The following is a 25,257-nucleotide window of genomic DNA, read 5'->3' as shown; positions in this document are numbered from 1 at the left end:
TGGCTAAGCGTGAAGGTCCGCCCGGACCAGCCGCCCCGCTTCGTAGGCTTCCCGGCAGGCCGTGCGCCGGAGCTTTCCGCTACTGGTCATGGGCAGGCTCCCGGGCCGTACGGGAACCAGTTCGTGCAGTTCGACGCCGTGCTTCACCATCAGTGCCGTACGCACCGCCTGCTCCACGGCGGGGTCCGTCGTCCGCTGCTCCCGCACGGCCTCGGGCTGCACCTCGGCGACCATGACCAGGCACTCGCGACCGGCGGCCTCGGACCGGAAGGCGGCGATCCGGTTCGGTCGGAAGACGGGGACGGCGACCGAGACGGTGGCCTCCAGATCGGTGGGCCAGTGGTTGAGGCCGTTGATGATGACGACGTCCTTGACGCGCCCGGTGACGTACAGCTGACCGTCCGCCAGGAACCCGAGGTCCCCGGTGCGCAGCCACGCGCCGCCCGCCTCGTCGTCCACGCTGCACGCTTCGTCGTCCACGTCGCCGTCCACCCCTCCGGGCCGGTCGTGGAAGGTTCCGGCGGTGACGTCGGTGGTGTTGGTGGTGTCGGCGGCGTCGGTGGTGTCGGTGGCGTCTCCCGCGTAGCCGGGGCTGACGTTGCCGCCGCTGGTCCAGATCTCGCCGACCCGGCACTCGGGCAGGAACCGGCCGGCCGGGTCGGTGACACAGAGGCGCTGACCGATGGGCACTCCGCAACTGACCAGCTCCACGACCCGCTCGCCGGCGGCCCCCGCCGTGACGGCGTGCCCCCGGGCCAGGGCCTCCCGGTCGCAGACGAGCACGCGCGGGACCTCGTCCACGGGCACGCAGCTGACCATGAGGGTGGCCTCGGCGAGCCCGTACGACGGGGTGTGCGCCTCGGGGCGGAACCCGCAGCGGGCGAAGTGCGCGGAGAAGCGGCGCAGGCTGGACGCGCGGACCTGCTCACCGCCGTTGCCGAGCACGGTCAGGCTGGACAGGTCGAGGCCGTCCAGCGCGGCCCCGCGCACCCGGTCCACGCACAGGTCGAGGTTGAAGCACGGTCCGGAGGTGACGGTGCCGCGCCAGCGGCTGATCGCGCCGAGGTACACGAGGGGCCGGCGGACGAAGTCGGCCGGCCCCATCAGGACACAGGTGGCGCCCAGCCCCACGGGTCCCAGCACCCCGAGCATCAGACCCAGGTCGTGGTGCAGCGGCAGCCAGCTGACGGCGACGGTCGACGGCCCGGCCCGGAAGGCGGTGGACGCCTGGGCCACGGCCCGGGCGATGTTGCCGTGGGTGATCCGCACGCCGCGGGGCGCGGACGTCGACCCGGAGGTGTACTGCAGATAGGCGACCGTCTCCGGGCCCAGTGCGGGAGGCAGCCACGCGTCGCACCTGCCGTCGGGCACCCGGTCGGTCCGGACCACGTCGAGGGCGGCGAGCCGCGGATCCCCGGCCAGCAGGCGGCGGACGTCCTGGTCGCCCGCTCCGTCGGTGAGCACCGCGCGGACGCCGGCGCCGGGCAGCACCGACGTCAGCCGGTCGGCGCCCGCCACCGAGTCGGCCTCGCACAGGGGGACGGCGACGACTCCCGCGTACAGGCAGGCGAGGAAGGCCGTGACGTACTGCCGGCCCTGCGGGCACACCACGGCCACCCGGCTCCCGCGTGCGCACCGTGACTGGAGTTCGGCGGCGACGGCACGGACCCGGCGGTCCAGTTCGGCGCGGGTCCGGACGAGTGGCTCCTCCACGGTTCCGCCGTGGCTGCCGACGAAGCGGTAGGCGACACCGTCCGGCCGGTCGCGGGCGAGACCGCGCAGCCGCGACACCGGGTGGTGCGCCGGCAGGCCGGGCCAGGCCGGGGTCCCGTCGGCGGCACCGGATGGTTCAGTGAGCGAAGCCGACACGTCCGGGCTCTCCTAGGTCGCGGTCGAGGAGCAGGTCGATTACCAGAATGTTCCGGTACAAAAAGGAAACGCGCGAACGGTGCCCCCCGATCGCGGGCCGCTGGTTCCGGGGGTGGAGTAGGGGTAACCGTGGACGTACCGGATGTCCTGCCGAACGCCCCTGCCCGACTCCCTCCCCCGCCTGACCCCCTCCCCTCCCCTCCCTCCCGGAAGAAGACCGCACATGACCCACGACAAGCCCCTTGCCCTCGTCACCGGTGCCTCCAGCGGCATCGGACTGGAACTGTCCCGGCAACTGGCCGAGCGGGGCTTCGACCTCGTCGTCAACGCCGAGGACGGCGCACGGCTCCAGCAGGCGGCCGAGCAGCTGCGCGCGGCGGGCGCCCAGGTGGAGGCGGTCCAGGGCGATCTGCGCTCCTACGAGGCCACCGAGGCCCTCTTCGCGGCCGCCACGACGCTGGGCCGGCCGCTCGACGTCGTCGTCCTGAACGCCGGGGTGGGGCGGGGCGGGGCGTTCGCCGACACCGACCTGGCGGACGAACTGGAGATCGTCGACCTCAACGTCCGCTCGACGGTGCACCTGGCCAAGCGCGTCGTACAGGACATGGTCGTACGCGACACGGGCCGCATCCTCGTCACCTCTTCGATCGCCTCGACGATGCCCGGCTCCTTCCAGGCGGTCTACAACGCCTCCAAGTCGTTCCTGCAGTCCTTCACCGAAGCGCTGCAGAACGAGCTCAAGGACACCGGGATCACCCTGACCGCGCTGATGCCGGGACCGACCGAGACCGACTTCTTCCACCGCGCCGACATGGACGACACGAAGATCGGCCGGCAGGACAAGGACGACCCCGCACAGGTCGCCCGGCAGGGTCTCGACGCCCTCTTCTCCGGCAAGGACAAGCTCGTCGCCGGCTCCCTCAAGACCAAGGCGCAGGGGCTGGCCGACAAGGTGCTGCCCGACAAGGCGAAGGCACAGGCGCACCGGAAGATGGCCGAGCCGGGTTCCGGCGACCAGCAGAGCTGAAAGCCACGAAGGGCGTACACCCATATCGGGCAGGAAGTGGCGGCCCGGTCCGACCGGCTGCGGGAGGTCGTCCTGGAGGTGCACCGCCCGCCGGAACCCGGGCACGCCTGCGGGCACGACCTGATCGCCGGGGCGGGAGTGGGCGCGGCACTCGCGCTGTGCGCCGTGCTGGAGCAGGTGGGCGGCACGATGGACGGCACGCTCCTCGCGGTCGGTACGCCCGCCGAGGAGGGCGGTTGCGGCAAGGTGACTCTGCGCGACGCGTTCCTCGGGCCCACCGAACCGGTGCCCTGGGAGAAGGCGGCCGCCGCGTCACCGCGGAGCGTCTTCGTCCTGTCAGTTCTCGTCCCGGACGTCGTCCGGGTGGAGTCCGGCCTCCTCCATCGCCTCGCGCAGGGTGCGCCCGGTGGCGCCGTTGTCCTGCTCGGCCGACGCCCTCTCGTCACGGGTCGCCACGACCTCGTCGGTGGACGTCGTCTTGGGGCGGTTCTCCTCGGGAACGGTCACGACTGCTCCTTGCATGCGGTGCGGGACCAACTCGGGACGGAGGACCGGCTCGCCCTCCGTGGAATGCACGGGTAGCCGTACCGTTCAGGACGAAACGCGCAGGTCGCGTTCGGGGCGGGCGCTCGGCCCCTGCGCACCTGGGAGGCGTCCGAACGCGGCACCCTGGTCCAGGCCGCCCTGCCGCGCCTGAGAGGACCGGCCGCCTCGCAGGCAGCGGACACGCACTCCGCCCAGACCGTTTTGCCCGGCCCCCCGCGCCGGGGGTGCCAGCCCCAGCGGACGGCGAGCGCCGCGACGAGGAGCAGCCCCCGGCCACCGGTGTCCTCGGTTCCGGGGACGGGCAGCTCCCGCGGGTCCGGCGGCGTGCGGTCGCCGCGCGTGTCGGTGACCTCGACCCTGACCGTGCGGGCGGGTGCGCCCACCCGCAGGAGCAGACGGAAGTCCCGGCCGGGGACATGGCCGTGCCGCACGGCGTTGGCGGTCAGCTCGCCGAGCACCAGCACCACCTCCTCGTGCGGACGGGTGCCGTACGGGATGCCCCAGACGTCGAGCCGGTGCGCGGCCGGCCGGCGCGCGAGACGGGCACCACGCGGGGTGGAGGTGGACCGCATCTCGAAGGAAAGGTTCGAGTTGCCTTCGGGACACGTGGGTTGAGAGGTGCCGATGGGGCTGGGGTGGTGGCTCGTCATACCGACGACGATGCCGCCGGTCGCTTAGCGTGACCAGCAGTGACGCACCGACGTGGTCCGTTGTGCGCGCGGTGGCGGTACGGGTACGGGACGCGCGGCGTGACGGGACCGCCGGGCCGGCGTTGGACCAGGAATACGGACGAGGGGGCCGGGGCCGTGGTGGCGGAGGATGCGGATACGGGAGAGGCGACGGCGGACACGTCCGGCCAGGCGGTGGTCGTCGCGTTCGGACGGACACCGAAGACGCTGCGGGTGCGGGCGGGTCTGGAGCGCGAGGAGTTCGGACGGCGGATCGGTTACGCGGCGTCCACGGTCGCGTCGTACGACGAGGACAACGCCGGTGTGGACGGTGCGTTCACGGTCATCACCCGCAGGGACGGAACGAGGTTCGTCTACACGGAAGTTCAAGGAACCAGCGCTCTTCAGACCGAGCCGGAACAGACCACACTCGCCGCTGCCCGTTATGGGATCATGCGATCACAGGCTCTCCCCTCCCGAGAGTCGTTGGACTTCGTGGAAAGGTTGCTGAGATCCCTATGAACAGCTCTGAGTCCCCGGCCGTCGAACCCGGCCTCGCCTGGCGGAAGAGCAGCTACAGCGGAGCCGAAGGCGGCCAGTGCGTCGAGGTCGCGGCCGGTACGGAAGCCGTACACGTCCGGGACTCCAAGTCCGCGGCCGGGCCCGTGATCCGCGTGTCACACGAGGCGTGGGCGGGGTTCGTCGGGAATTCCTGACGGCCTGTCATCATCGCGCGGCTTCCCGTTGACAGCCGCCCGGAACCGTTCCGCCGTCCGTGACGGCCCTGCGCACCCCCGAGTGGAGAAGCAAGACACATGTCCGTAGAGCAGCAGTCACCCACCGTGCGTGAGGTACTGCGGAGTCTTGACGTGTTCGCGGGTCCGCTGCCGCGGTTCTCTCCGCAGGAGACCCCGGACTCGCCCCAGGAACTGTTCATCGAGTGGCTGACGGAGGCCGTCGCGGCAGGGGTGCGCGAACCGCACGCCATGACGCTGTCGACGGCGGGGCAGGACGGCATGCCCTCCGCCCGGGTGCTGCTGCTGAAGGACGTCGGCCCGGCAGGCTGGAGCTTCGCCGCTCACGCGGCCAGCCCCAAGGGCCGTGACCTGGCGGCCGCGCCCGCGGCCGCGCTCACGTTCTACTGGCCGCAGCAGGCCCGCCAGGTACGGCTGCGTGGCGCGGTGGCGACCGGGAGCCCGGAGCTCAGCGCCCAGGACTTCCTCGCCCGCCCGCTGGGCTCCCGCGCGGAGGCGCTGGCCGGGATGCAGAGCAGGCCGCTGGACGACCCGAGGAGCGTCTCGGCGGCGACCGAGGAGGCGCTCGCCCGGCTGGGGCGCGAACCGGACCTGGTGGTGCCGGAGTGGACCCTGTACACCCTGGACCCCCACGGCGTGGAGTTCTGGCAGGGCGACAAGCAGCGCAAGCACACCCGGCTCGCCTACCTCCGCTCCGCCGAGGGCTGGGACAAGCAACTGCTCTGGCCGTGAAGGACCGGCTCCAGACTTGGAGACCGGCTTGCACCGGGGAGGGACCGGTCTGCGCCGGGGAGGGAGCGGCCGGGCTGATCCAGGCGGACGACGCACACCGGGCCGGGCCACGTCACGGGCGTCGCGCCTCCCGCGTGGCGTCGATCTCGGCGATGAGGGCCTCGACGCGGGTCCTGATCTCGTCGCGGATCGGGCGGACGGCGTCGACGCCCTTGCCCGCCGGGTCCTCCAGGGCCCAGTCGAGGTACTTCTTGCCGGGGAAGACCGGGCAGGCGTCGCCGCAGCCCATGGTGATGACGTAGTCGGACGCCTGGACCGCCTCGGTGGTGAGGATCCTCGGCCGGGCGGCGGACATGTCGATGCCGGCCTCGGTCATCGCCTCGACGGCTGCGGGGTTCACCCGATCGCCGGGGACGGAGCCGGCGGAGCGGACCTCGATGCGGTCGCCCGCGAGGTGCTGGAGGAATCCGGCGGCCATCTGCGAGCGACCGGCGTTGTGGACGCAGACGAACAGCACGGAGGCGAGCGGAGCGGAGGACATGCGTTCTTCCTTCTCAAGGTGAGTGGCAGGTGGTCCGAGGGGTTTCAGGCGCCCGGGAGGCCGGCGAGCAGGCCGGTGACGCGGCAGTCGATGTCGCCACGCATGGCGCGGGGCCGCCGCGGACGGCGCGGGCGACTGCGATCGGGGCGCCGTCGGGATCGGGGCGCGGGCCGGTCCAGGTACCGGCGGCCAGGCTCCCGTCCGGCAGGGCGAGGGCAAGGGCGAGGACGGGGACGGGGACGGGAGCGTCGGACATGGAAAGACCCTTTCGACGGGCCCACGGGTCAGCTCCGGCTGATATCAGCACCAGGTGATGTGACAGTATCAGTCCATGATGACGTCAGTCGACACTGACCTGATCCGGGTGCTGGCCGACCCGCTCAGGCTCCGGATCGTGACCCTGCTCGCCCGCGAGACGCTGTGCACCACCCACCTGGTGGAGGAGACCGGCGCCAAGCAGACCAACCTCTCCAACCACCTGAGAGTCCTGCGCGAGGCCGGGGTCGTCGAGACCGAGCCGTGCGGACGCTTCACCTACTACAGGCTCCGCCCCGATGCCATCGCGTCGCTCGCCGGGCAGTTCGCCGACCTGGCCAAACAGGCCCGTACCGCCGCCTGCAACAAGAGGGCCTGCCCGTGACCCGCGCCGAAGCGCCCGCGACGACGCAGGAAGCATCCGTCGTCGCCAAGCTCTCCACGCTCGACCGCTACCTCGCCGTGTGGATCCTGCTCGCCATGGCCGTCGGCCTCGGACTCGGCCGGGCGATCCCCGGGCTGGACGACGCGCTGGCGGAGGTGGAGGTCGGCGGGATCTCCCTGCCGATCGCGCTCGGCCTGCTGATCATGATGTACCCGGTCCTGGCCAAGGTCCGCTACGACAAGTTCGACGCCGTCACCGGCGACAAGAAGCTGATGATCTCCTCACTGGTCATCAACTGGGTCCTGGGACCCGCGGTGATGTTCGCGCTGGCGTGGCTCTTCCTGCCGGACCTGCCCGAGTACCGCACCGGCCTGATCATCGTCGGACTGGCGCGCTGCATCGCCATGGTCATCATCTGGAACGACCTGGCCTGCGGCGACCGCGAGGCGGCCGCTGTGCTCGTCGCGCTCAACTCGGTCTTCCAGGTCCTGGCGTTCGGCCTGCTGGGCTGGCTCTACCTCGACCTGCTGCCCGGTTGGCTCGGCCTGGGCGACGGCGAGCACCTGGACATCTCCATGGGGAAGATCGCGCTCAACGTGGTCGTCTTCCTCGGTGTCCCGCTGCTGGCCGGCTTCCTCACCCGTCGGATCGGCGAGCAGAGGATGGGCCGCGAGGACTACGAGCGGAAGTTCCTGCCGAGGATCGGGCCGTGGGCGCTGTACGGGCTGCTGTTCACGATCGTCGTCCTCTTCGCCCTGCAAGGGAAGACGATCACCTCACAGCCGCTGGACGTCGTCCGGATCGCACTGCCGCTGCTGGTGTACTTCGCGGTGATGTGGTTCGGCACCTTCGCGCTCGGCAAGGCCATCGGCCTCGCCTACGACCGCACCGCGACCCTCGCGTTCACCGCGGCGGGCAACAACTTCGAACTGGCCATCGCGGTCGCCATCGCCACCTTCGGCGTCACGTCGGGGCAGGCTCTGTCCGGCGTGGTCGGACCGCTCATCGAGGTCCCGGTGCTGGTGGCGCTGGTGTACGTCTCCCTCGCCTGGCGGCGCAAGTTCACGGCCGCCCAGCCGGGTTCATGACGCGGCCCACCGATGCGGTGCCGGCCGGCGGCGGCCACCCGGCCCGGGACGCCGCACAGCTGCCGTGACAGTCGAGTGACGCCGGGGCTGCGGCACTCGACCACGTCCGCGTACGCGTCCCGCCCACCGCTCCCCCTCCTGTCCGCTCTCTCGCCGGACGGCGGCCGGTCTCCCCTCAGACGGCGGCCGGTCTCCCCTCAGACGGCGGCCGGCAGGGTCAGCAGCTTGCCCATCGCGGCGAGCACCGACGGCTCGACCCGGTAGTACACCCAGGTGCCGCGCCGGTCGGAGGTCAGCAGCCCGGCCTCCCTCAGCTTCTTCAGGTGATGGGAGACGGTCGGCTGGGAGACGCCGACATCGGAGATGTCGCACACGCACGCCTCCCCGCCCTCGTGCGAGGCCACAGCGGAGAACAGCCGCAGCCGGACCGGGTCACCGAGCGCCTTGAACATCCGCGCGGCCACCTCGGCCTCCACGGCGGTCATCGGGCGCTCGGCCAGCGGCGGGCAGCACGGCGCCACGCCGTGGCCGTCGCCGTGGCCGTCGCCATCGCCTTCGACTTCGAGCGGTGGCGCTACGTTCGCATTCGACATGTGTCTATGTTGACACATGTCGAACCAGCACGGAGAGGCCCGTCACCGACGCGCGAGGCGGACGGCCAGGCGCCGGGCGATCCACTCCGCACCCCGACCGACCCCCACGCAGCGAGTTCACCGACGGGCCGCGCCGCCAATCCGGCCCGACGGGCGCAGGCCCCGGCGCGCCGGCGGCCGGACCCTCGCGGCGCCGCGGGTTCCCCCAGCGTCCAGGGCGCCGTCCAGACAGGCGAGAACAGCATGAGGCTGTCGCGGTGGCGCGGCGACCACGCCCCCACCGCAAGGCCGGACCGACCACCGCCGATCACGGCGACGTCGATGTCTTCCATCAGCGAGTCCCTTTCAATTTCGATGAACGTCTATGTTGACGTTCATCAATACAGGTGTCATGCTGGGCCGCACAAGCCATCGACAGACGTCGAAACACGCAAGGAGCCGCCGTGAACGCGCCCGCCGCCGAGCTGCCCGTCGTCGTGATCGGGGCCGGTCCCACCGGTCTGGCAGCCGCCGCCCATCTGATCGACCAGGGCATTGAGCCCTTGGTCCTGGAAGCCGGCCCACGGGCTGGTGCCTCGGTGCGTGAGTGGTCGCACGTGCGCCTGTTCTCCACCTGGGGTGAGGTCGTCGACCCGGCCGCCGAGAAGCTCCTGGCTCCCACCGGCTGGACGCGGCCGGACCCGGCCACCTACCCGTCCGGCGGTGACTGGGCCGAGCTGTACCTGCAGCCGCTGGCCGACGTCCTCGGTGACCGCGTACGTACCGGCGCCACCGTCACCGGCGTCTCCCGGGCCGGCCGGGACCGGACCGTGGACGCCGACCGCGAACAGCAGCCGTTCGTCGTGCACGTCGCCCACGCCGACGGCCGCGAGGAGCGGCTCCTCGCCCGCGCGGTCGTCGACGCCTCCGGCACCTGGACCACACCGGGTCCCGCCGGCGGCAGCGGACTGCCCGCGCTCGGCGAAAGGGCTGCCGCGGACCGGATCACCTACCGCGTCCCGGACTTCAAGGACCCCGCCGTCCGCGCCCGGTACGCCGGCAGGCGCACTGCCGTCATCGGCTCCGGCGCCTCCGCGTTCACCGCCCTCGCCCACCTCGCCGACCTCGCCGGGTCCGACGACGGCGCCGGGACGAAGGGCGTGTGGATCCTGCGCAGGGGCGTCTCGGGCTCCACCTTCGGCGGCGGCGAAGCCGACCAGCTGCCGGCGCGCGGGGCTCTGGGCGTGGCGGCGAAGGCCGCCGTCGACGCCGGCCACGCCGACGCGGTCACCGGCTTCCGCACCGAGGCCGTCGAGCGCGACGGCGACGGCCGCCTGATCCTGGTCGGCGAGGGCGGCCGCCGCCTGGACGCGGTCGACGAGGTGATCGTGCTGACCGGCCTCCGCCCCGACCTGTCCTTCCTGGACGAGCTGCGCCTGGGCCTCGACGAGCGTCTCCAAGCGCCGGTCGGGCTGGCTCCGCTGATCGACCCCAACCAGCACTCCTGCGGCACCGTCCACCCGCACGGCCACCGCGAGCTCGCCCACCCGGAGCAGGGCGTGTACCTGGTCGGGATGAAGTCCTACGGCCGCGCCCCGACGTTCCTCGCGATGACCGGCCACGAGCAGGTCCGCTCCGTCGCCGCGGCGATCGCCGGCGACCTCGACGCGGCCGACCGCGTGGAACTCACCCTGCCCGAGACCGGGGTCTGCGGCGGCGCCGGCCTGTTCGACACCCCCGACGCCCAGGAGGGCGACGGCGGCGGTTGCTGCGCGCCCGCGCCGCAACTCGTCCGGCTCGGCACCCCCGCCGTGGCCGGGGCGACTGCCGGGGAGACCCCGGCGGGCGGCTGCTGCGGCTCGTGACCGCCCTGGGGCACCCCGTGCGCGGGGCCGCGACCGGAACAGGGGACCGGTCGCGGCCCCGCACCGCCCTGCCCACCCTCCGCCTGCCCACCCTCCGCGTCACGCGGATCGTGAGCCGGGACATCGTCCACTACGCCTTTCCCGTCCTCGACCCGCAGTTCACCACCCAGGGGAGCTGGCCACCGCAGAGCGGGCCGCAGGAGAACGGGCCGCAGGCGGGGAGGGCACGTGCCGTGGCAGCACACGGTGGGCAGCACGTCCTCCTCGCCGCCGCGGACCAGGATCGAGCACGGCGGCCGCTCGGTCACGAGAGACCCCGGCCGCCGTGCGTCGGGAGGTCAGCGGGAGGCCAGCGGAAGGTCAGCGCTGCAAGGTGAGGACACCCGGCCGCCACGGCAGCCGGTTGTAGTCGCCGCCCGCGGTGGGGGACTTGCCCTGATAGAGGAACTGCAGGTTGCAGGGGTCGACGGTCATGGTCTGGTCGGGGTTGTTGCGGACCAGGTCACCGTGGCTGATGTCGTTGGTCCAGGTGGCACCGCTGTTGGCCTTGCCCGCGAAGGGGTTGCCCTCACTGGCGGCCTGCGGGGTCCACGAGCCGCTCAGGCTGGAGGCTGTGAAGGAGCGGAAGTAGCGCCCGTTCGCACCCATCGCCTCGACGATCATGAGGTACTGGTTCTGGCCCTGGACCTTGTAGACCTGTACGCCCTCGAAGAGGTTCGCCCTCGTGTCACTCATGATCGTCGTGTACGACGAGCCGAAGTTGCCCGGGAAGTTCCCGATCGGCATGCTCGCCCGGTAGATCTTGCCGTTGTCACCCGCGAAGAACAGGTACATGTTCTGGCCGTCGGCGATCAGGGTCTGGTCGATCGGGCCGGTGTCGGAGCCGGAGATGCTCCCGGTGAACAGCGGCTGCGGAGAGGACCACCCGTTGGGGTTGGTCGGGTCGCTCGACGTGCGGTAGATGAAGGGCCACGCACCCCACTGGTACGCCAGCACCCAGATGTTCTTGGGCGCGAAGTAGAACAGCGTGGGCGCCACCGCGGCCTGGCTCATTCCGGTCTGTCCGGCCGACGCCATGTCCGACCAGTTCGTGAAGGGGCTGAACATCATCGAGCCGTACGACGATCCCGAGAAGTTCGACGCGTAGACCAGGTGCCTGCCGTTGTGCGTCACGGTGGTGAAGTCCTTCACCGACGCCCACCCGTTCGCCGGCTGCGCCAGCACACCCGTCGACGTCCACCGGTACGTCGACGGAAGAGAACACGCGCCGTCCGGCGGGGTCGGGGTCCCGGACAGGCCGGTCCACTTCTGGTTGCCGCCGCCGTTGCACGTCCCGATCCGCACCGCCGTGCCGTTGGCCGTACCGGCGCCCGCAGCCTCCAGGCACAAGCCGGACTGCACGCCGACGACCGTACCGTCGGAGTTCACCCGCCACTGCTGGTTCGCGCCTCCGGTGCAGGTCCAGATCTGCACCCGGGTACCGGACGCGGTGGCGTGGCCCGGAACGTCCAGGCACTTGTTGCCGTACACGGTCAGCCGGCCGTCGTCCGCCAGCGTCCACTGCTGGTTGGTCCCGTCCCAGCAGTCGTGGATCTGCAGATACGTGCCGTCGGCCTGGCTGGCGCCCGGCACATCGAGACAGCGGTTCGAACCGACACCGCGCAGGGCGCCGGTGGAAGCCGCCTGAGCCGGGGTGGCGACGAGCATCGCCGCCAACGCGGCCAGGACCGCGACCACGGCGGCGAGCACCACAGACCGATGCCTGCGGCTGAAATTTCCTCTGTGCATGGAGACTTCCCCAACCTCGAGTGGATGGTTCCGGTCGATCTCGCCGGAGATCGACCGGACTGCCGGTGCAGGAATCCAGGAATCCAGGAGCGCAGGAGCGCAGGAATGCAGGAGCGCAAAGGTGCAGGGGTGCGGCAGTGCAGGCATGCGGTAGTTCGGTGTACGGCGATCCGTGGGCGCCACGGCGGGCCGCTTGTCACTTCCCGGTCCTTCACGGCCTTCCGGGAGACCGGTGGCACCCGCTGCCTTCAGGCGGCATGGGCGCCAGGAAGAAAGGTTCGGGCGGTACGACCCGGAGTCGCTCCCCCGGGCAATGGAGCGACCCAACGCGTTCGTGATACCGAACAAGTGTCGAAGTGTCGAGCGCTTTGAATGATAGGGACCCGACGAACGGCGTCAATACCTCTCGCATGCGTCGCCATCGATGCCGAAACATTCGTGCGAGCCCACGCGCGAAACGTCGCATGTCACACCGGTGAAAAGCCGATCCGCACCACACTCGGCGCCGGTTCGGAGGCGGCCTGGCACAACCTCAGGCTTCAACTCCAGCCCCACGGCGCCCACCGACGACGACACCGGGGTTCACCGTCCGACCCACCGGGATCCCGAAAGTTTCGCATGAGAAGCAGAAACTTTTCTTGCGAAGAGCATTGACGATGCATCGTCAATGCCCCAATCATTCCTGTCTGAGAAACCGGCTGCAGTTCGGCTCGACACCCCGAACCATCCGACCCCGGGCAACCCGTACCGCACGACAGCTCCCCCCACGACAGCTCCCCGCACGACAGCGCTCCGCACGACCGCACCACAGATCCGCGCACCAGAAGCACCTGCGCCACTGACCGCGGTGTCCGGCGATTCCGCGCTGCCCGGGCTCCGGCCCGCCACGCCCGTCTGCCGGACGGGAGCGGACGACGCAATCCCCTGCGCGCTTCGGTCCTTCCGTGATCCCTACCCTGGAGGCACAAGCATGGGCTCGTACGCCCTTCCCGGACCCGTTGTCCGCCGCAAGCTCCACGGCCTGCTGCTGGCGCTGGTCGTCGGAGTCCTCGGTGCGGTCACCGCACTGGTCGCACCGCCGGCCGCACACGCCGCCGAGAGCACGCTCGGCGCCGCCGCGGCGCAGAGCGGCCGCTACTTCGGCACCGCCATCGCCTCGGGCAAGCTGGGCGACTCGGCGTACACGACGATCGCGAACCGCGAGTTCAACTCGGTGACGGCCGAGAACGAGATGAAGATCGACGCCACCGAACCGCAGCGGGGCCAGTTCAACTTCACCGCCGCCGACCGCGTCTACAACTGGGCGGTGCAGAACGGCAAGCAGGTGCGCGGCCACACCCTGGCCTGGCACTCCCAGCAGCCCGGCTGGATGCAGAGCCTCAGCGGCAGCCAGCTGCGCCAGGCGATGATCGACCACATCAACGGCGTGATGGCCCACTACAAGGGCAAGATCGTCCAGTGGGACGTCGTGAACGAGGCGTTCGCCGACGGCAGTTCGGGAGCCCGGCGGGACTCCAACCTGCAACGCACCGGCAACGACTGGATCGAGGTCGCCTTCCGCGCCGCGCGCGCCGCCGACCCGGCGGCCAAGCTCTGCTACAACGACTACAACGTCGAGGACTGGACCTGGGCCAAGACCCAGGCCATGTACGCCATGGTCCGGGACTTCAAGCAGCGCGGCGTGCCGATCGACTGCGTCGGCTTCCAGTCGCACTTCAACAGCGGCAGCCCCTACAACAGCAACTTCCGCACCACCCTGCAGAACTTCGCCGCCCTCGGCGTCGACGTCGCCATCACCGAACTCGACATCCAGGGCGCCCCGGCCTCGACCTACGCCAACGTGACCAACGACTGCCTGGCCGTCCCGCGCTGCCTCGGAATCACCGTATGGGGGGTGCGCGACACCGACTCCTGGCGAGCGGAGCAGACGCCGCTGCTGTTCAACGGTGACGGCAGCAAGAAGCCCGCCTACACCGCCGTCCTCAACGCACTCAACGGCGGCTCCACCACGCCCCCCGAGGGTTCCGGGCAGATCAAGGGAACCGGTTCGGGCCGCTGCCTGGACGTGCCCGGCACCAGCAGCGCCGACGGTACCCAGCTCCAGCTGTGGGACTGCCACAGCGGCACCAACCAGCAGTGGACGTACACCGACGCCGGCGAGCTCAGGGTCTACGGCAACAAGTGCCTGGACGCCGCCGGCACCGGCAACGGCTCCAAGGTCCAGATCTACAGCTGCTGGGGCGGCGACAACCAGAAATGGCGCCTCACCTCCGACGGAGCCGTCGTCGGCGTGCAGTCCGGCCTCTGCCTCGACGCCGCGGGCGGCACCGCCAACGGCACCCTGATCCAGCTCTACTCCTGCTCGAACGGCAGCAACCAACGCTGGGCCCGCACCTGACAGGACCTGCCGCACACGCCGATGAGCGGCGCCAGGCAGGTCGGCCGGAGCGGCGTTCGTGCGCTCCCCCGTGCCTGGCACCGTCCAGCGGTACGTTCCACTCGCCGGACGGTCCTCCCTCCGGGCGCGGCGCGTGAACCGCCACCGTGTACGGCGACACACCGCCGTACACGGTGCGGACGACCGCGCCGCGCCACGGGCGCCGACCGGCACCGCGGGCGCCCGCCGCTTCGCCTCGCTCACGACAGCCATGACCCGCCCACTCGGCGGTCCGACTCACCGCCGGCGAACAGGATCGACGAGCTGCGGGACACTGCCCCGCAGCGCTCATACCACACATAACACCTATACCCCACATGACGCATACACCGGCGGCGGAGGTGACGGACCCCGATCAACAGGTCGCCGGGATCGACGAGTTCGTCGAGGCGCGGTTCCGCGAGCACCGGACCCCTGAACCACGCCCTCGGCTTCCGCCCGGTGGCCGCGGACCCGCCGCCGGACGCGGGCCGCCCACGAAGCGGGGTGCGTGCGCGTCGCCGGGGCGGACGCCGCCCGCTCGGGCCGGGGCGGGCCGGCACCCGTCACCCACGCGGATCACGAGGTCACGGGGTGACGGCCGATCCGGCGGGAAGCGGGTGCCGTCCGGGCTCGGCGACGGGGAACCGCACTCCGGTGAGGTCTTCGGAGACGGCCCACAGCCGCCGCTGGACGGCTGCCTCGTACGACTGCGGGCTGGAGGTGACCAGCCGGGGGTGGCCCTTGACCTCGTAGCTTCCGCCGGGTCCGTAGTACTGGCCGCCGAGCACAGCGGGGTCGGTGGCGGCGCGCAGGGTCGGCAGCGCGCCCATCGCCGGCGTCTGGGTGATCAGGGGCGCGAGCCAGGTGAGCGGAAGCCGGAGGGCGGCGGGGCTGTTGCGGGCGAGTTCGGTGCTGGACAGGCCGGGGTGTGCGGCCACCGCGACGGTGGTGCCGTGCGCGGCGAGCCTGCGCTGCAGTTCGTAGGTGAACATGAGGTTGGCCAGTTTGGACTGGCCGTAGGCGGCGGCCCGGCCGTACGACCGCTCCCACTGCAGGTCGTCGAAGTGGATCGCGGCCCGGATGCGGTGGCCGGTGCTGCTGACCGTCACCACGCGCGAGCCGGGCACCGGCAGCATCAGGTCCAGCAGCAGCCCGGTGAGGGCGAAGTGGCCGAGGTGGTTGGTGCCGAACTGCATCTCGAAGCCGTCCCGGGTGGTCTGCTTCGGGGTGTACATCACGCCGGCGTTGTTGATCAGCAGGTCGAGCCGGCCGAGCCGGGACCGCAGCGCCGCCGCCGCGGTCCGGACGGAGTCGAGCGAGGTCAGGTCCAGCGCCTGCACGGTCACGTCGCCGGTCATGCGGGCCGCGGCCTGCTCGCCCTTGCCGACGTTGCGCACGGCGAGCACCACGGAGGCCCCGCGCTCGGCGAGCGCCTTGGCGGTCTCGTACCCCAGACCGGTGTTGGCCCCGGTCACCACGGCCACCCGCCCGCGCTGGTCCGGAATGTTCGCCGTCGTCCACTTTTCACTCATGCCGAGCTCCCGCCCAATTAAGTACCGAAGGTATCTTGTGTCTGCGACATTAAAGTACTCCCGGTACGTTGTCAACGTACCGTCGGTACCTAAGTTAGGGTGGTGATCGTGACTTTCCAGCGGGCGCGAACCGAGGAGCAGCGGGAGATCCGCCGACGGGCGATCCTCGACATGGCGTCGGCGATGCTCGACGAGATGCCCGTGGCCGCGATCACCTTGAACGAGCTCAGCCGCCGCGTAGGGCTGGCGAAGCCGAACGTGCTGCGCTACTTCGAGTCCCGCGAGGCGGTGCTGCTGGAACTGCTGGACCGCCTCCTGCAGGAATGGCTGACGGAACTGGCGGGCGAGTTGGCCGCCGGCGTCGACGAGAACCTGCCCATGGCCGGGCGAGCGGCAGCGGTGGCCGAGATCCTCAGCCGCTCGCTCTCCGGCCGAGTGGTGCTGTGCGACCTCTTCGGCGCACAGAGCAGCGTCCTGGAACGCAACGTCTCCGTCGAGGTCGTCGCACGCTACAAGCGCGCCTCCCTGGGCCATCTGACCACCATGACCACCCTGCTCCTGGAGTACCTGCCGGAGCTGGGCGAGAACGCGACGCTGTTCAGCCTGCAGACCATGCTCACGGCCGGCGCGCTGCCGGCGTACAGCACACCCCCGCCCAGCCTGCAGGCGGCCTACGAGACCGAGCCCGACCTCGCCCGCTTCCACCTGGAGGTCGAGGACTTCCTGAAGCTGGCCCTGACCGCGACTCTCCTGGGCGCGCTGCCCCGCAGCTGACCCGCGGCGCACCGCAAGCAGGCACCTGACACACGGTGGACAACCGCATCAGGGGCGGAGTCCAGCACGAGCCTGTCATCCAGTCGGGCACCGTTGCCGGACCGGCCTTCCACGTGGAGCACGTCGATCGCGCGGATGCCCGCTCGGTGAGCTTCGGTCAAGGTCGTCGGGGAGTCGGAGTGTCATCGCTTCGAGGACCTCCAGGACATGGGGCGGGAGAGGGAGCGGATCCAGCTCTGGACGTCCATGCGAGTGATGGCCCGCATCTCCCGGTCCGCCCGGTAGGGCATGACGTGATTCTTGATGAGAGCCCGCGAGAACACGCCCTCCGCCTGGGGCGACCTGCAGAATCAGTCAGGTGGCACCCCATCAGAACGAGCATCGAACGAGCGTCACGGTCGACAAGTAGCAGGACGTCCCCATGACAGGGGTGGGCGGCAGTGTGTTCGGTGACGAAGTCAGCGTCCGTAAAGGCCGGAAAATGCATGACGCTGGAGTGCATCAACTCCAGCCACGCCTCTCGCCGATGGCCGCGTCGGCGAACGCACCGACTCGGACCAGCCCGCCAACAAGGCAGAACGGCGGCGAGCACGGCACTGCACAGGTCCATCGCCGCCCCCACCCGTACCTGCCCGGCCAGCGGGAGAGGACCATCGGTGTGCGGCCTGCGGATGGTGATCGTCTCCAGCAGCCCGCACATCGCAACGACATCGTCGCCTTCTTCGGTGTCGGCTGTTCGGCATAGCGGCTCCAGGAAGCGCGGCTACGTTCCTGACGCTGAGAGACCATCTCACTCGGCGAGTCTGCGGTAGCAGAAGAGGGTGCAGGCGATGCTGGTGAAGGGCAGGAAGTGGTCGCCGCCGGCGGAGCAGGTGGGCTCGTCAGCGGCGCGCCCGGGTTCCGGCCGCGCCGCTGTCGAGCTGTGGTCAGCCCTCGGGGGAGCCCCCGGCTCAGTGGAGCTTGTTGACGGCGGTCTTCGTCGTGGTGCGGAAGGCGGTCAGCGGGGCGTCCTCGAGGTCGCCCATCTGGCCCCAGCGGACGAGGGTGACGGTGCGGCCGTCGCGGCCGACGGAGAACAGGTGGATGTCGGAGATGCCGATCTGCGGGTCGGCGGTGTCCAGGCTGTAGACCCAGGCGCCCTCCTCGACGGCGAGCTTGCCATGGGAGGCGCTGACGGCCTGCAGGCCCGGGTTCTGCTGCTCCAGCAGGGGGCCGCAGCCGGCGAGGGCCCCGCGGAGGGTGTCGACCAGTTTCACGGCGTCGGCCTCGGTACGGGCGACGGTGGTGACCTGGACGCCGTTGGTGTCGAGCTCGGTGCTGAACTCGCGGTAGCGGGTGTTCTGCGCCGGGATCTTGTACGGGGCGCAGAGGACGCCGCCGTTCTCCGGGACGCCGGTGAAGACCTGGGTGGCGGTCCACGGCGTCGACGACGGCGGCATCTGGGAGGCGGCGAGGAAGGCGGGCTGGGCAGCGGCCTGCGCCGGGGCTGTGGCGAGGGCCGCGAGGCCCAGTGCGGCAGCGGCTGCGGTGGCGAGTGCGGTGCGGAGCTTGTTCATGGTGGTGGATCCCCCGTCGGGTCGTTCGTTCGGTCAGTGCTCAACCAGCGTGGGGCGGGCGCCCGCCGGCTGCAACGATCACGCGCCCACCAGCCGTCCCGGAACCATTCCACCCCCGCTGACGTGCAAGGACGTGAAGGTGGGACGCAGGGTCGAGGGGGATGGAATGCCGAAGGACGCCGCCGTCGAGGAGTTCGCGGGGCTCGTGCGCGCGCTCAAGGCGCGGGACGGGAGGAGTTACGAGGCGCTGGGCCGGCGGCTGAGCGTCAGCGCGTCCACCCTCCACCGCTACTGCTCGGGCGCGACCGTCCCACAGGAGTTCGCCGTGGTCGACCGCCTCGCCCTGCTGTGCGGGGCGGACGAGGAGGAGCGGCGGGCCCTGGAGGCGGCCTGGACGGAGGCGGACCGCGCCCGCCGCCGAGCGGCCTCGTCCGCGCCCACGCCTGTGCCAGCCGTGTCGGCCGCGCCGGAATCGGACCCGGAACCGTCCGCGCCGGAGGCGGACCGCGCCCGCCCCCGTCGTGGCGCCCCCGCTCCCCTCCTCGTCGCCGCCGCCGTCGGCCTCGTCGTGCTCGCCCTCGCCGCCGCCCTGCTCGGCCACCCAACCCGTACGGCTTCCGCCCCCGCTCCCGCTTCCACCGCTCCGGGGCGGACCGCGGCCCCCCTCCCCTTCACCTGGAGCATCGGTTCCCAGCTCTGGGAGGGCGGCTGCGGGCACACCTACCTCGTGGACCGGACCCCCCGCGCGGTCGCCCCGCCGCCGGTCGCGGCCGACTCCGGGGCGTGGGCCGGGACGCACGGTGCCGTGCACGGCGGGGAGGCGCTGGTGCGGATCACGGTCCAGGGCCGGTCGCCGTCCGACGCCGTCGTCCTCCATGCCCTGCACGTGCGCGTGGTCGACCGCGCCGCGCCGCTGCCGTGGAACGCGTACCGGATGGACAACGGCTGTGGCGGCGCCGTCACCCCGCGCCACTTCGCCGTGGACCTCGACCGACCGCGCCCGCTCGCGAGGCCCGTCGACGGCCTTGACGCCTCCGGCGCAAAGGTCCGGAAGATCCCGGCCGTCTCCTTCCCGTACAAGGTCACCTCCTCCGACCCCGAGGAGCTGCTGGTCTCCGCGCGGACGGCGGGCTGCGACTGCCGCTGGTACCTGGAGCTGGAGTGGAGCGCCGGGGGCCGTACGGGGACGCTGCGGATCACGGACGGCGGGAAGCCGTTCCGCACGAGCGGGACCAGGGGGAGGCCGGCGTACGTGCACGACTCCGCCGAAGGACGCTGGATCACAGACTCGGACTCTGCACAGACCGGGTGACCGATGAGTAACTTCGAACGGGAAGGCCGTTGCCAAGGGCACCGACCTGGAGAACTACGCAAGCACCGACGCGCTGTCGAAGTTCCGTTCGGATCTGGCCCACATGAAGGAACAGCGCACCGTGATCCGGGGCGAGCTCGGACACGACGCGAAGGTGACCTCGATCGTCGCGGTCGCGAAGCTGCCGACCGCGACGATCGAGGACTGCGTCGACCTGTCGAAGTGGCAGACCATCGACACCCGCACCAACAAGGTCCTTCCCCCTCCCGACGAACCAGCCGCGCCGCTACGTCGCGACGGCGACGGCGGAGAAGTGGCCGAACGGCTGGATGGTGACCGACTACGTACCGGACGGGGCACGCACGTGCTGAGGCGCGCGGCGGCCCCGCGGTGCTCCTGGGGGCGTCCTGGCGCCGGGGCTCGCGTACGCGGACGACAACCACCGCACTCGGCACCAGCCCCGGCTGCCGGGGCTCGCTGCTTTCGGTGACGGTGTGCGCCTCGGACACCACCGCCGCTGGCGGCCCCCCGGGCACCGATGCTCATAAAGCGGCTCGTCGGCTGTGCCGCGGACCCAGCCACGTGGGCGGGGGCGCGCCGAAGACCTCCTTGTGCTTTCCTTCGGGTCATCATGCGGATCCATGGTGTCGGACGGACCGCATCTCGGCTCAGGCACCCAAGCGCCCACTCGCACTCATTGGAACGAAGGCGCCCCAGCCGTCCGCCGGAAACACGGGCACCGGCCCTTGGGGAACCCAACTGCCCCGCATGAGCTTGTCGCGCCCCGGCGTCGGAGAAGGAAACGGGAAACAGCTTCGATCGCCTTGTCCGTCCGGGAGTTGGTGCCGCACTCTTTCGTGCAGCACCGCCTCGACCCGGATGACCGGGTTCGGGAGGTTTCCGTGCCACATCCGTCCACCCTGTTCGGCGAGGAACTGAGGAAGCGGCGTCTGGAAGCCGGACTGAGCCTTACGGACCTGTCCGGTCTCGTGCACTACAGCAAGGCTCAGCTCAGCAAGGTCGAGCGGGACATCAAGGCGCCCAGCCGTGATCTCGCGCGGCTGTGCGACGCCGCACTCGGTGCCGACGGGGCACTGATCGCCCTGGGCACCCCTACCGCTGTCGACTCACCTGCCGTGTCGGCGCCAGGCCGGGTCGAGGAGGAGAACTGGATGATGCAGTTGTCACCGGACGGCCCGAACTCGTTCGGGCCCGTGGGCCGGCGTGAGGTGATGAACGCCGGTGTCGCCTCGCTGATGACCTGGAGGTCGGACGGATCAGGTCCGGCTTCCCCGGCCGCCGGCGCCGGCATGCTGGAAGCCTCACGCTCCCTGTTCACGCACTACCGCAGACTCGGTCAGACCGTGGATCCCGGCCTGCTTCTGCCCGTGCTGATCGCGCAGACACACACGCTGCGGGAGTTGTCGGCGCAGAGCGACAGTGCCACCAGGCGTCGCCTGCTGGCGCTCGGTTCCCGGTACGCCGAGTACGTGGGCTGGCTGGTGCAGGAGACCGGGGACGAGCGTGCGGCGCTGTGGTGGACACAGCGTGCGGTCGACCTGGCCGCCGCCGGCGGCGATCAGGCGCTGGCCGGTTATGCACTGGTCCGCAGGGCGTTGGTCACGCTGTACCGGGAGGACGCCGAGCAGACGATCGCACTGGCCCGCCGGGCGCAGAGCGGCGTGCTGCCATCACGGATCCGCGGTCTCGCCGCACAGCGCGAAGCGCAGGGTCACTGACCAATTCCATCGGAACCGTGAACGGTACAGCCGTACAGAGCCGTGACTTCACCGGTGACGTCGGCACAGTTGTCAAGGGCGCCCATAGTCCTGTTCACACCGGGAACGGCAACATCTACTCGCATTCACGTCATGTATCGGGCGGCGACGGGATGACGTACGCCGAGGGTGACCACCATGGCGCCGTCCAGCACCGGTTCGGTGAACGGGACGGTCACGAGGACAAGGACCGGTGAGCCAGCACACCAGTACCTGGGTCCGGGACTCGGGCGTCACGGTCACGGGCCCCGGCGACGTCTACATCGGAACGCAGCTGCAGGACTCGGACAAGCCGGCGTTCCGCCGCATCGCCGAGGACCAACTCCACCGGCTGCGCTACGTACTGGTCGCTCCGCCGCGTATGGGTGAGGCTCGGGCCGTACTCGCCGACACCGGCACCGTCATCCTGGACGGTGCCCCGGGCAACGGCCGGTCGGCCGCGGCCCGCGTACTGCTGCACGAACATCACCGGGACAGTGGCGTCTTCCACGAACTCCTGCCCGGTGAGGAGGGGGAGCTGTCCCTCCAGGACCCCGCTCTGGTCGGGACCGGTGATCAGTTGCTGCTGGATCTGTCCGCCGCGGACGACCGCCGCTGGGCCGCGGCCCAGGCCGACCTCCCGGCGCTGCGCAAGGCCGTGCACGAGCAGCGGGCTCACCTGGTCGTGGTCATGCCGACCCGCGGCATTCTCGACCCGGACCTGCAGTACTGCCGTGTGGTGCTCGAACGGCCACCCGAAATCGGCGTTCTCCGGCGGCATCTGCGCCTTCACGGTGTACCGCCTGAGCAATATCTCCGGCCGGATGGCACCGTCACCGGGTTCCTGACGGCGAACAGGCCGATGCGGGAGATCGCAGAATTCGCCGATCTGGTGCGCCGAGCACGCGAAGCCGGTCAGCCCGGAGACGGATTCGGTCAGTGGTGCGAGGCTGCCTGGCGGGCGCGAAACGATGGCCGACGGGAAGCCGCCGCGCTCGTCACCAAGCTGCGGGAGGCGCCGCAACGGGCCCTGCTGATCACGGTGTCCATGCTGCACGGGGCGCATGCCGATGTCGTTCACCGCGCGGCCGAGCAACTGCTGAACGCCAACGGGCCTGCGCCGGAGGGCGACTCGCCGCTGCAGCACCGGGACCTCGCCGAGCGACTCCTTGAGATCTCGGCCACTGCCACTCCCAACGGACAGGTCCGGTTCGAGAGGCTGGACTTCGACTCCGCCGTTCGTGCCCATTTCTGGGACCACATGCCCGATCTCCGCCCTCACCTCGGCACCTGGGCGGCGAGTGTGGTGGAGCTGAACGACCCGCACGTCGTCCCCCTCGTACGCGACGGCCTGGTGGAACGAGTGGCTGGTGAATATCTGCGGACCGGACGTGCGGACGGCTTGAGGGCCCTCGTCGAACACTGGAGCACCGGTGGGACGAGCCGGTCCCGTCTGGAAGCGGCCGTTCATGCGCTCACCTGCGGGCTGGCGGACCCGGTGCACGCCAGGTACTTCCGTGAGCAGATCTACCAGTGGTGCGCCAACCGGAGTCTCAAGGGGGAGTTCGCGCAGGTGTTGGTCCGTGTCTGTGCCGACGTCCTCGCGACCAGTCATCCCGATCAAGCCCTGGTCAGGCTCCACCACCTGGCCCGGCGTGAGCGCGGCACGACGCGTGCCCGGCAGGCGCTGTGCGAGCTGGTGGCGCGCAGCCGCCGGCTGCACCGCGTGCTGCTCAACCGTCTCGCCCATTCCGACTTCTCACCCGCCGATCTCGGGATCTTCCTCCAGGCCAGCGACCCCGAACTGTTGACGCAGCACACCGGCACCTCGCACACCCTGATCGACGAACAGGTCGCGCAGGGCTCCCTGATGACCTGTTGGCACGCGGTACTGGCCGGGCTGACACCTCCGCAGTGGCAGACCGAAGCACGACGTTGGCTCCACTGGGCGGCTGCCGACACCGGACCGCACGGCGGGCTCCTGCTCGATCTCCTCGTCAGTGCGGCACAGCGGTGCTCGGAGAAGCGGGGCAAGGTCTTCGCTCTGCTGTACGCATGCGCCCGCGATGCCGAGCGCACCGGCCCGGGAGATGCGGCGCGGGCCGCGGAGACCACCGGTCTGCTGCTCCGCAAGATCAGCGCGGCTCAAAGCATCGCTCCGGCCACACCGCCGACGACATCACCCGGGGGGACTCGACCATGACCACCGCACGGAAAACCACAACCGTCTTCCTCACCGTTCTGAGCGGTCTCCTGCTGAGCATCGTCGGTCTGACGCAGCGGTGGCCGGCATGGGCTTGGCCACTGCTGGCAGTGCTGCTGCTCGTCGTCCCCGCAGTCGTCTTCCGGATCGCCGCGATGCGCCGCGGCACGGTACCGGTGGTTTTCGAAGAGCAGCTCACGGCCGCCCCCGTGGAACGCACGGAACATCGCGTCAGCAAGGTTGTGCTGCCCAGCAAGTGGGCCGACTACGACTTCGCCTTCTCCGCGACGGTGCGCTGGTACCTCGTCGACACGCCGGCGGGTGCCCGCGTTCTCAACCCGGCGGGCCTCGCCGTCGACGCGGTCCTGAAACGGGCCCGCGCCATCACCGAGCAACGAGAACCGGTCCGGGCCTCACTCGTCGAGCAGGAACTGTCCGGCGCCCTCAGCCGGATGCTGCCTGAGCCCACCGGGCACCTCCAGGCGATGGCGGAGAACATCCAGCTCGTCCTGGCGGAGCAGGACCGGGAGCGTCTCGACAAGCTCGCCGACGTACGCAAGGACGAGGAAGTCTGGGTGCACCAGCGCAAGTACGAGCAGAGCAGGCGCCGGTACCTGGGCGAGGACGTCCTCAAGAACACCGGCAGCGCCGTCGTCTGGTGGCTCACCAAGAACGACGAACACGTGGAACATACGGTGAACGACCTGGCCCTGCTCGCTCAGCTCACCTCGGCGGCCAATGACACCAACATTCCCGAACGGCTCCGGGATCTGATCTCCCAGCAAGCCGGCGAGCCGACGACGCCGGACTTTCCTCGGGAGGAGCCTCCCTCAGCGCCACAGGGACGGGAGACGGCCACGATGCACCTGTCCGACTTCCTGAACAGCATCGGTTTCACCGACGGAGATGTACGCCGCCCGATGCTCGCCGCACAGATCGCCGGCCTCATCAAGGAGCAGAACCGCCACGAGACCGCCGAGGAAATCCAGCACCACTTCGATCCGCCGGCGTCCCTCGCTCCGGACGACGACGAGGCACCTGCCTCCGAGTCTCCTCTCGCCTAGGAGAAGACGTATGGACAGCGAACTGGCCGTACTCGTGGCGTCGGGTGCCACCACACTGGTCTCTCTCATGGTCACCGACTCCTGGACACACGCCCGGGAACTCGTCGGGCGGTACCTGACCCGCACAGGCGCGGACCCCGGCACGTTCGACGACCTGCAGGACGCAAGGACCCGGCTCCTCGGCGCCGACGCCACGGAACGTGAACGGACCGCCCGCGAGATCAGCCGACGATATGGTGCCCGTCTGCGCCGACTGGCAGAAGCCGACGACGACAGCGACGAAGCCCTACGCGCTCTGCTGACCTCGTTACTGCAACTCTCGGCGTCCGCGACAGACAGCCGGCGCACGGTGGACAACCGCATCAGCGGCGGAGTCCAGCACGGTCCTGTCATCCAGTCGGGCAGCGTTGCCGGGCTGACCTTCCACATGGATCACGTCGATCGCGCGGATCGCCAGTAGCGCCGGCGCAGGGAGGGCACCGCGCGCTCCTGTGCTCGGTCAACCCGTTCCTGCCTCGGCTCGGACGATATGGGTGCTGTGGGCAACAC

General features: G+C 70.7%; 23 protein-coding genes and 2 pseudogenes. 16 read left to right on the top strand and 9 right to left on the bottom strand.

Going from position 1 to position 25,257, the window contains the following annotated elements:
- Window positions 1-3 precede the first annotated feature (3 nt).
- Window positions 4-1,869, bottom strand: a complete 1,866-nt coding sequence (locus KM933_RS06870; RefSeq protein ID WP_221349196.1) for a fatty acyl-AMP ligase — start codon at window positions 1,867-1,869, stop codon at window positions 4-6.
- Window positions 1,870-2,092: 223 nt separating this feature from the next.
- Between KM933_RS06870 and KM933_RS06865 the strand changes: the two genes are divergently transcribed.
- On the top strand, window positions 2,093-2,896 hold the full coding sequence (locus tag KM933_RS06865) for an SDR family NAD(P)-dependent oxidoreductase (RefSeq protein WP_221349194.1): 804 nt from the start codon (window positions 2,093-2,095) through the stop codon (window positions 2,894-2,896).
- Window positions 2,897-2,932: 36 nt separating this feature from the next.
- Window positions 2,933-3,130, top strand: a pseudogene (locus KM933_RS39050) (amidohydrolase); the annotation flags it as partial.
- A 102-nt stretch (window positions 3,131-3,232) separates the two neighbouring features.
- Here the strand turns inward: KM933_RS39050 and KM933_RS06860 are convergent.
- Window positions 3,233-3,403: a hypothetical protein gene (locus KM933_RS06860; protein ID WP_221349192.1), complete on the bottom strand. Its 171-nt coding sequence runs from the start codon at window positions 3,401-3,403 to the stop codon at window positions 3,233-3,235.
- A 221-nt stretch (window positions 3,404-3,624) separates the two neighbouring features.
- A pseudogene (locus KM933_RS06855) lies at window positions 3,625-4,092 on the bottom strand (ATP-binding protein); the annotation flags it as partial.
- Window positions 4,093-4,248: 156 nt separating this feature from the next.
- Between KM933_RS06855 and KM933_RS06850 the strand changes: the two are divergent.
- The 3 genes from KM933_RS06850 (at window position 4,249) to KM933_RS06840 (ending at window position 5,597) form a co-directional block, all read left to right on the top strand.
- On the top strand, window positions 4,249-4,632 hold the full coding sequence (locus KM933_RS06850; RefSeq protein ID WP_308013280.1) for a Scr1 family TA system antitoxin-like transcriptional regulator: 384 nt from the start codon (window positions 4,249-4,251) through the stop codon (window positions 4,630-4,632).
- Window positions 4,629-4,826 (top strand): DUF397 domain-containing protein, encoded by a 198-nt coding sequence (locus tag KM933_RS06845; RefSeq protein ID WP_221349187.1) that lies wholly within the window; start codon window positions 4,629-4,631, stop codon window positions 4,824-4,826. Before KM933_RS06850 ends, KM933_RS06845 begins: the two co-directional genes overlap by 4 nt.
- Window positions 4,827-4,925: 99 nt before the next feature.
- Window positions 4,926-5,597, top strand: coding sequence for a pyridoxine/pyridoxamine 5'-phosphate oxidase (locus KM933_RS06840; RefSeq protein ID WP_221349185.1), 672 nt, complete (start codon window positions 4,926-4,928; stop codon window positions 5,595-5,597).
- Between the two features lie 112 nt (window positions 5,598-5,709).
- Here the strand turns inward: KM933_RS06840 and KM933_RS06835 are convergent, their stop codons facing one another.
- Complete coding sequence (locus KM933_RS06835; protein ID WP_221349183.1) at window positions 5,710-6,138, bottom strand: arsenate reductase ArsC; 429 nt, start codon at window positions 6,136-6,138, stop codon at window positions 5,710-5,712.
- Between the two features lie 331 nt (window positions 6,139-6,469).
- On the opposite strand from KM933_RS06835, the gene KM933_RS06830 reads away from it, so the two are divergent.
- Entirely contained in the window at window positions 6,470-6,778 is a 309-nt protein-coding gene (locus tag KM933_RS06830) for an ArsR/SmtB family transcription factor (protein WP_221349181.1), read from the top strand.
- Window positions 6,775-7,866: an ACR3 family arsenite efflux transporter gene (arsB, locus tag KM933_RS06825; RefSeq protein WP_221349179.1), complete on the top strand. Its 1,092-nt coding sequence runs from the start codon at window positions 6,775-6,777 to the stop codon at window positions 7,864-7,866. Before KM933_RS06830 ends, arsB begins: the two co-directional genes overlap by 4 nt.
- A 197-nt stretch (window positions 7,867-8,063) precedes the next feature.
- On the opposite strand, the gene KM933_RS06820 is transcribed toward arsB, so the two are convergent.
- Window positions 8,064-8,459: an ArsR/SmtB family transcription factor gene (locus KM933_RS06820; RefSeq protein WP_221349177.1), complete on the bottom strand. Its 396-nt coding sequence runs from the start codon at window positions 8,457-8,459 to the stop codon at window positions 8,064-8,066.
- A gap of 443 nt (window positions 8,460-8,902) precedes the next feature.
- Between KM933_RS06820 and KM933_RS06815 the strand changes: the two genes are divergently transcribed.
- Entirely contained in the window at window positions 8,903-10,303 is a 1,401-nt protein-coding gene (locus KM933_RS06815) for an NAD(P)-binding domain-containing protein (RefSeq protein ID WP_221349175.1), read from the top strand.
- A gap of 360 nt (window positions 10,304-10,663) precedes the next feature.
- On the opposite strand, the gene KM933_RS06810 is transcribed toward KM933_RS06815, so the two are convergent.
- A complete protein-coding gene (locus KM933_RS06810) occupies window positions 10,664-12,091 on the bottom strand; it encodes a non-reducing end alpha-L-arabinofuranosidase family hydrolase (RefSeq protein ID WP_221349173.1) in 1,428 nt (475 codons plus the stop codon).
- Window positions 12,092-13,061: 970 nt separating this feature from the next.
- Between KM933_RS06810 and KM933_RS06805 the strand changes: the two genes are divergently transcribed.
- Window positions 13,062-14,489, top strand: coding sequence for an endo-1,4-beta-xylanase (locus KM933_RS06805; RefSeq protein WP_221349171.1), 1,428 nt, complete (start codon window positions 13,062-13,064; stop codon window positions 14,487-14,489).
- Window positions 14,490-15,094: 605 nt separating this feature from the next.
- Here KM933_RS06805 and KM933_RS06800 read toward each other — a convergent pair.
- On the bottom strand, window positions 15,095-16,042 hold the full coding sequence (locus KM933_RS06800; protein WP_221349169.1) for an SDR family NAD(P)-dependent oxidoreductase: 948 nt from the start codon (window positions 16,040-16,042) through the stop codon (window positions 15,095-15,097).
- Between the two features lie 108 nt (window positions 16,043-16,150).
- Between KM933_RS06800 and KM933_RS06795 the strand changes: the two genes are divergently transcribed.
- A complete protein-coding gene (locus KM933_RS06795; protein ID WP_221349167.1) occupies window positions 16,151-16,816 on the top strand; it encodes a TetR/AcrR family transcriptional regulator in 666 nt (221 codons plus the stop codon).
- A gap of 950 nt (window positions 16,817-17,766) precedes the next feature.
- Here KM933_RS06795 and KM933_RS06790 read toward each other — a convergent pair.
- Window positions 17,767-18,372: a hypothetical protein gene (locus KM933_RS06790; protein ID WP_056789649.1), complete on the bottom strand. Its 606-nt coding sequence runs from the start codon at window positions 18,370-18,372 to the stop codon at window positions 17,767-17,769.
- A 166-nt stretch (window positions 18,373-18,538) separates the two neighbouring features.
- Here KM933_RS06790 and KM933_RS06785 point away from each other — a divergent pair, with 166 nt between their 5' ends.
- A complete protein-coding gene (locus KM933_RS06785) occupies window positions 18,539-19,684 on the top strand; it encodes a helix-turn-helix domain-containing protein (protein ID WP_221349165.1) in 1,146 nt (381 codons plus the stop codon).
- Between the two features lie 54 nt (window positions 19,685-19,738).
- Here KM933_RS06785 and KM933_RS06780 read toward each other — a convergent pair whose 3' ends face one another.
- On the bottom strand, window positions 19,739-19,930 hold the full coding sequence (locus KM933_RS06780) for a hypothetical protein (RefSeq protein ID WP_221349163.1): 192 nt from the start codon (window positions 19,928-19,930) through the stop codon (window positions 19,739-19,741).
- 656 nt (window positions 19,931-20,586) lie between these two features.
- On the opposite strand from KM933_RS06780, the gene KM933_RS06775 reads away from it, so the two are divergent.
- From KM933_RS06775 to KM933_RS06755, 5 genes are read left to right on the top strand one after another with little or no spacing between them, the layout of a single operon-like run.
- Window positions 20,587-21,423, top strand: a complete 837-nt coding sequence (locus KM933_RS06775; RefSeq protein WP_308013279.1) for a helix-turn-helix domain-containing protein — start codon at window positions 20,587-20,589, stop codon at window positions 21,421-21,423.
- Window positions 21,424-21,440: 17 nt separating this feature from the next.
- On the top strand, window positions 21,441-21,659 hold the full coding sequence (locus KM933_RS06770) for a hypothetical protein (protein ID WP_260333160.1): 219 nt from the start codon (window positions 21,441-21,443) through the stop codon (window positions 21,657-21,659).
- The gene (locus KM933_RS06765) at window positions 21,656-23,644 is read left to right on the top strand and encodes a hypothetical protein (RefSeq protein WP_221349161.1); all 1,989 of its coding nucleotides are present in this window, start codon (window positions 21,656-21,658) and stop codon (window positions 23,642-23,644) included. The genes KM933_RS06770 and KM933_RS06765 overlap by 4 nt, the downstream gene beginning before the upstream one ends.
- Window positions 23,641-24,708: a hypothetical protein gene (locus KM933_RS39040; protein ID WP_260333159.1), complete on the top strand. Its 1,068-nt coding sequence runs from the start codon at window positions 23,641-23,643 to the stop codon at window positions 24,706-24,708. The genes KM933_RS06765 and KM933_RS39040 overlap by 4 nt, the downstream gene beginning before the upstream one ends.
- 10 nt (window positions 24,709-24,718) lie before the next feature.
- Complete coding sequence (locus KM933_RS06755) at window positions 24,719-25,168, top strand: hypothetical protein (protein ID WP_221349159.1); 450 nt, start codon at window positions 24,719-24,721, stop codon at window positions 25,166-25,168.
- Window positions 25,169-25,257: the final 89 nt, after the last annotated feature.

It is taken from the genome of Streptomyces beigongshangae (assembly GCF_019710745.1).
In the GTDB taxonomy this organism is placed as follows: domain Bacteria; phylum Actinomycetota; class Actinomycetes; order Streptomycetales; family Streptomycetaceae; genus Streptomyces; species Streptomyces beigongshangae.
The sequence above is the reverse complement of the archived record's forward strand: the minus strand, read 5'-3'. Positions and strand labels throughout refer to the sequence as shown.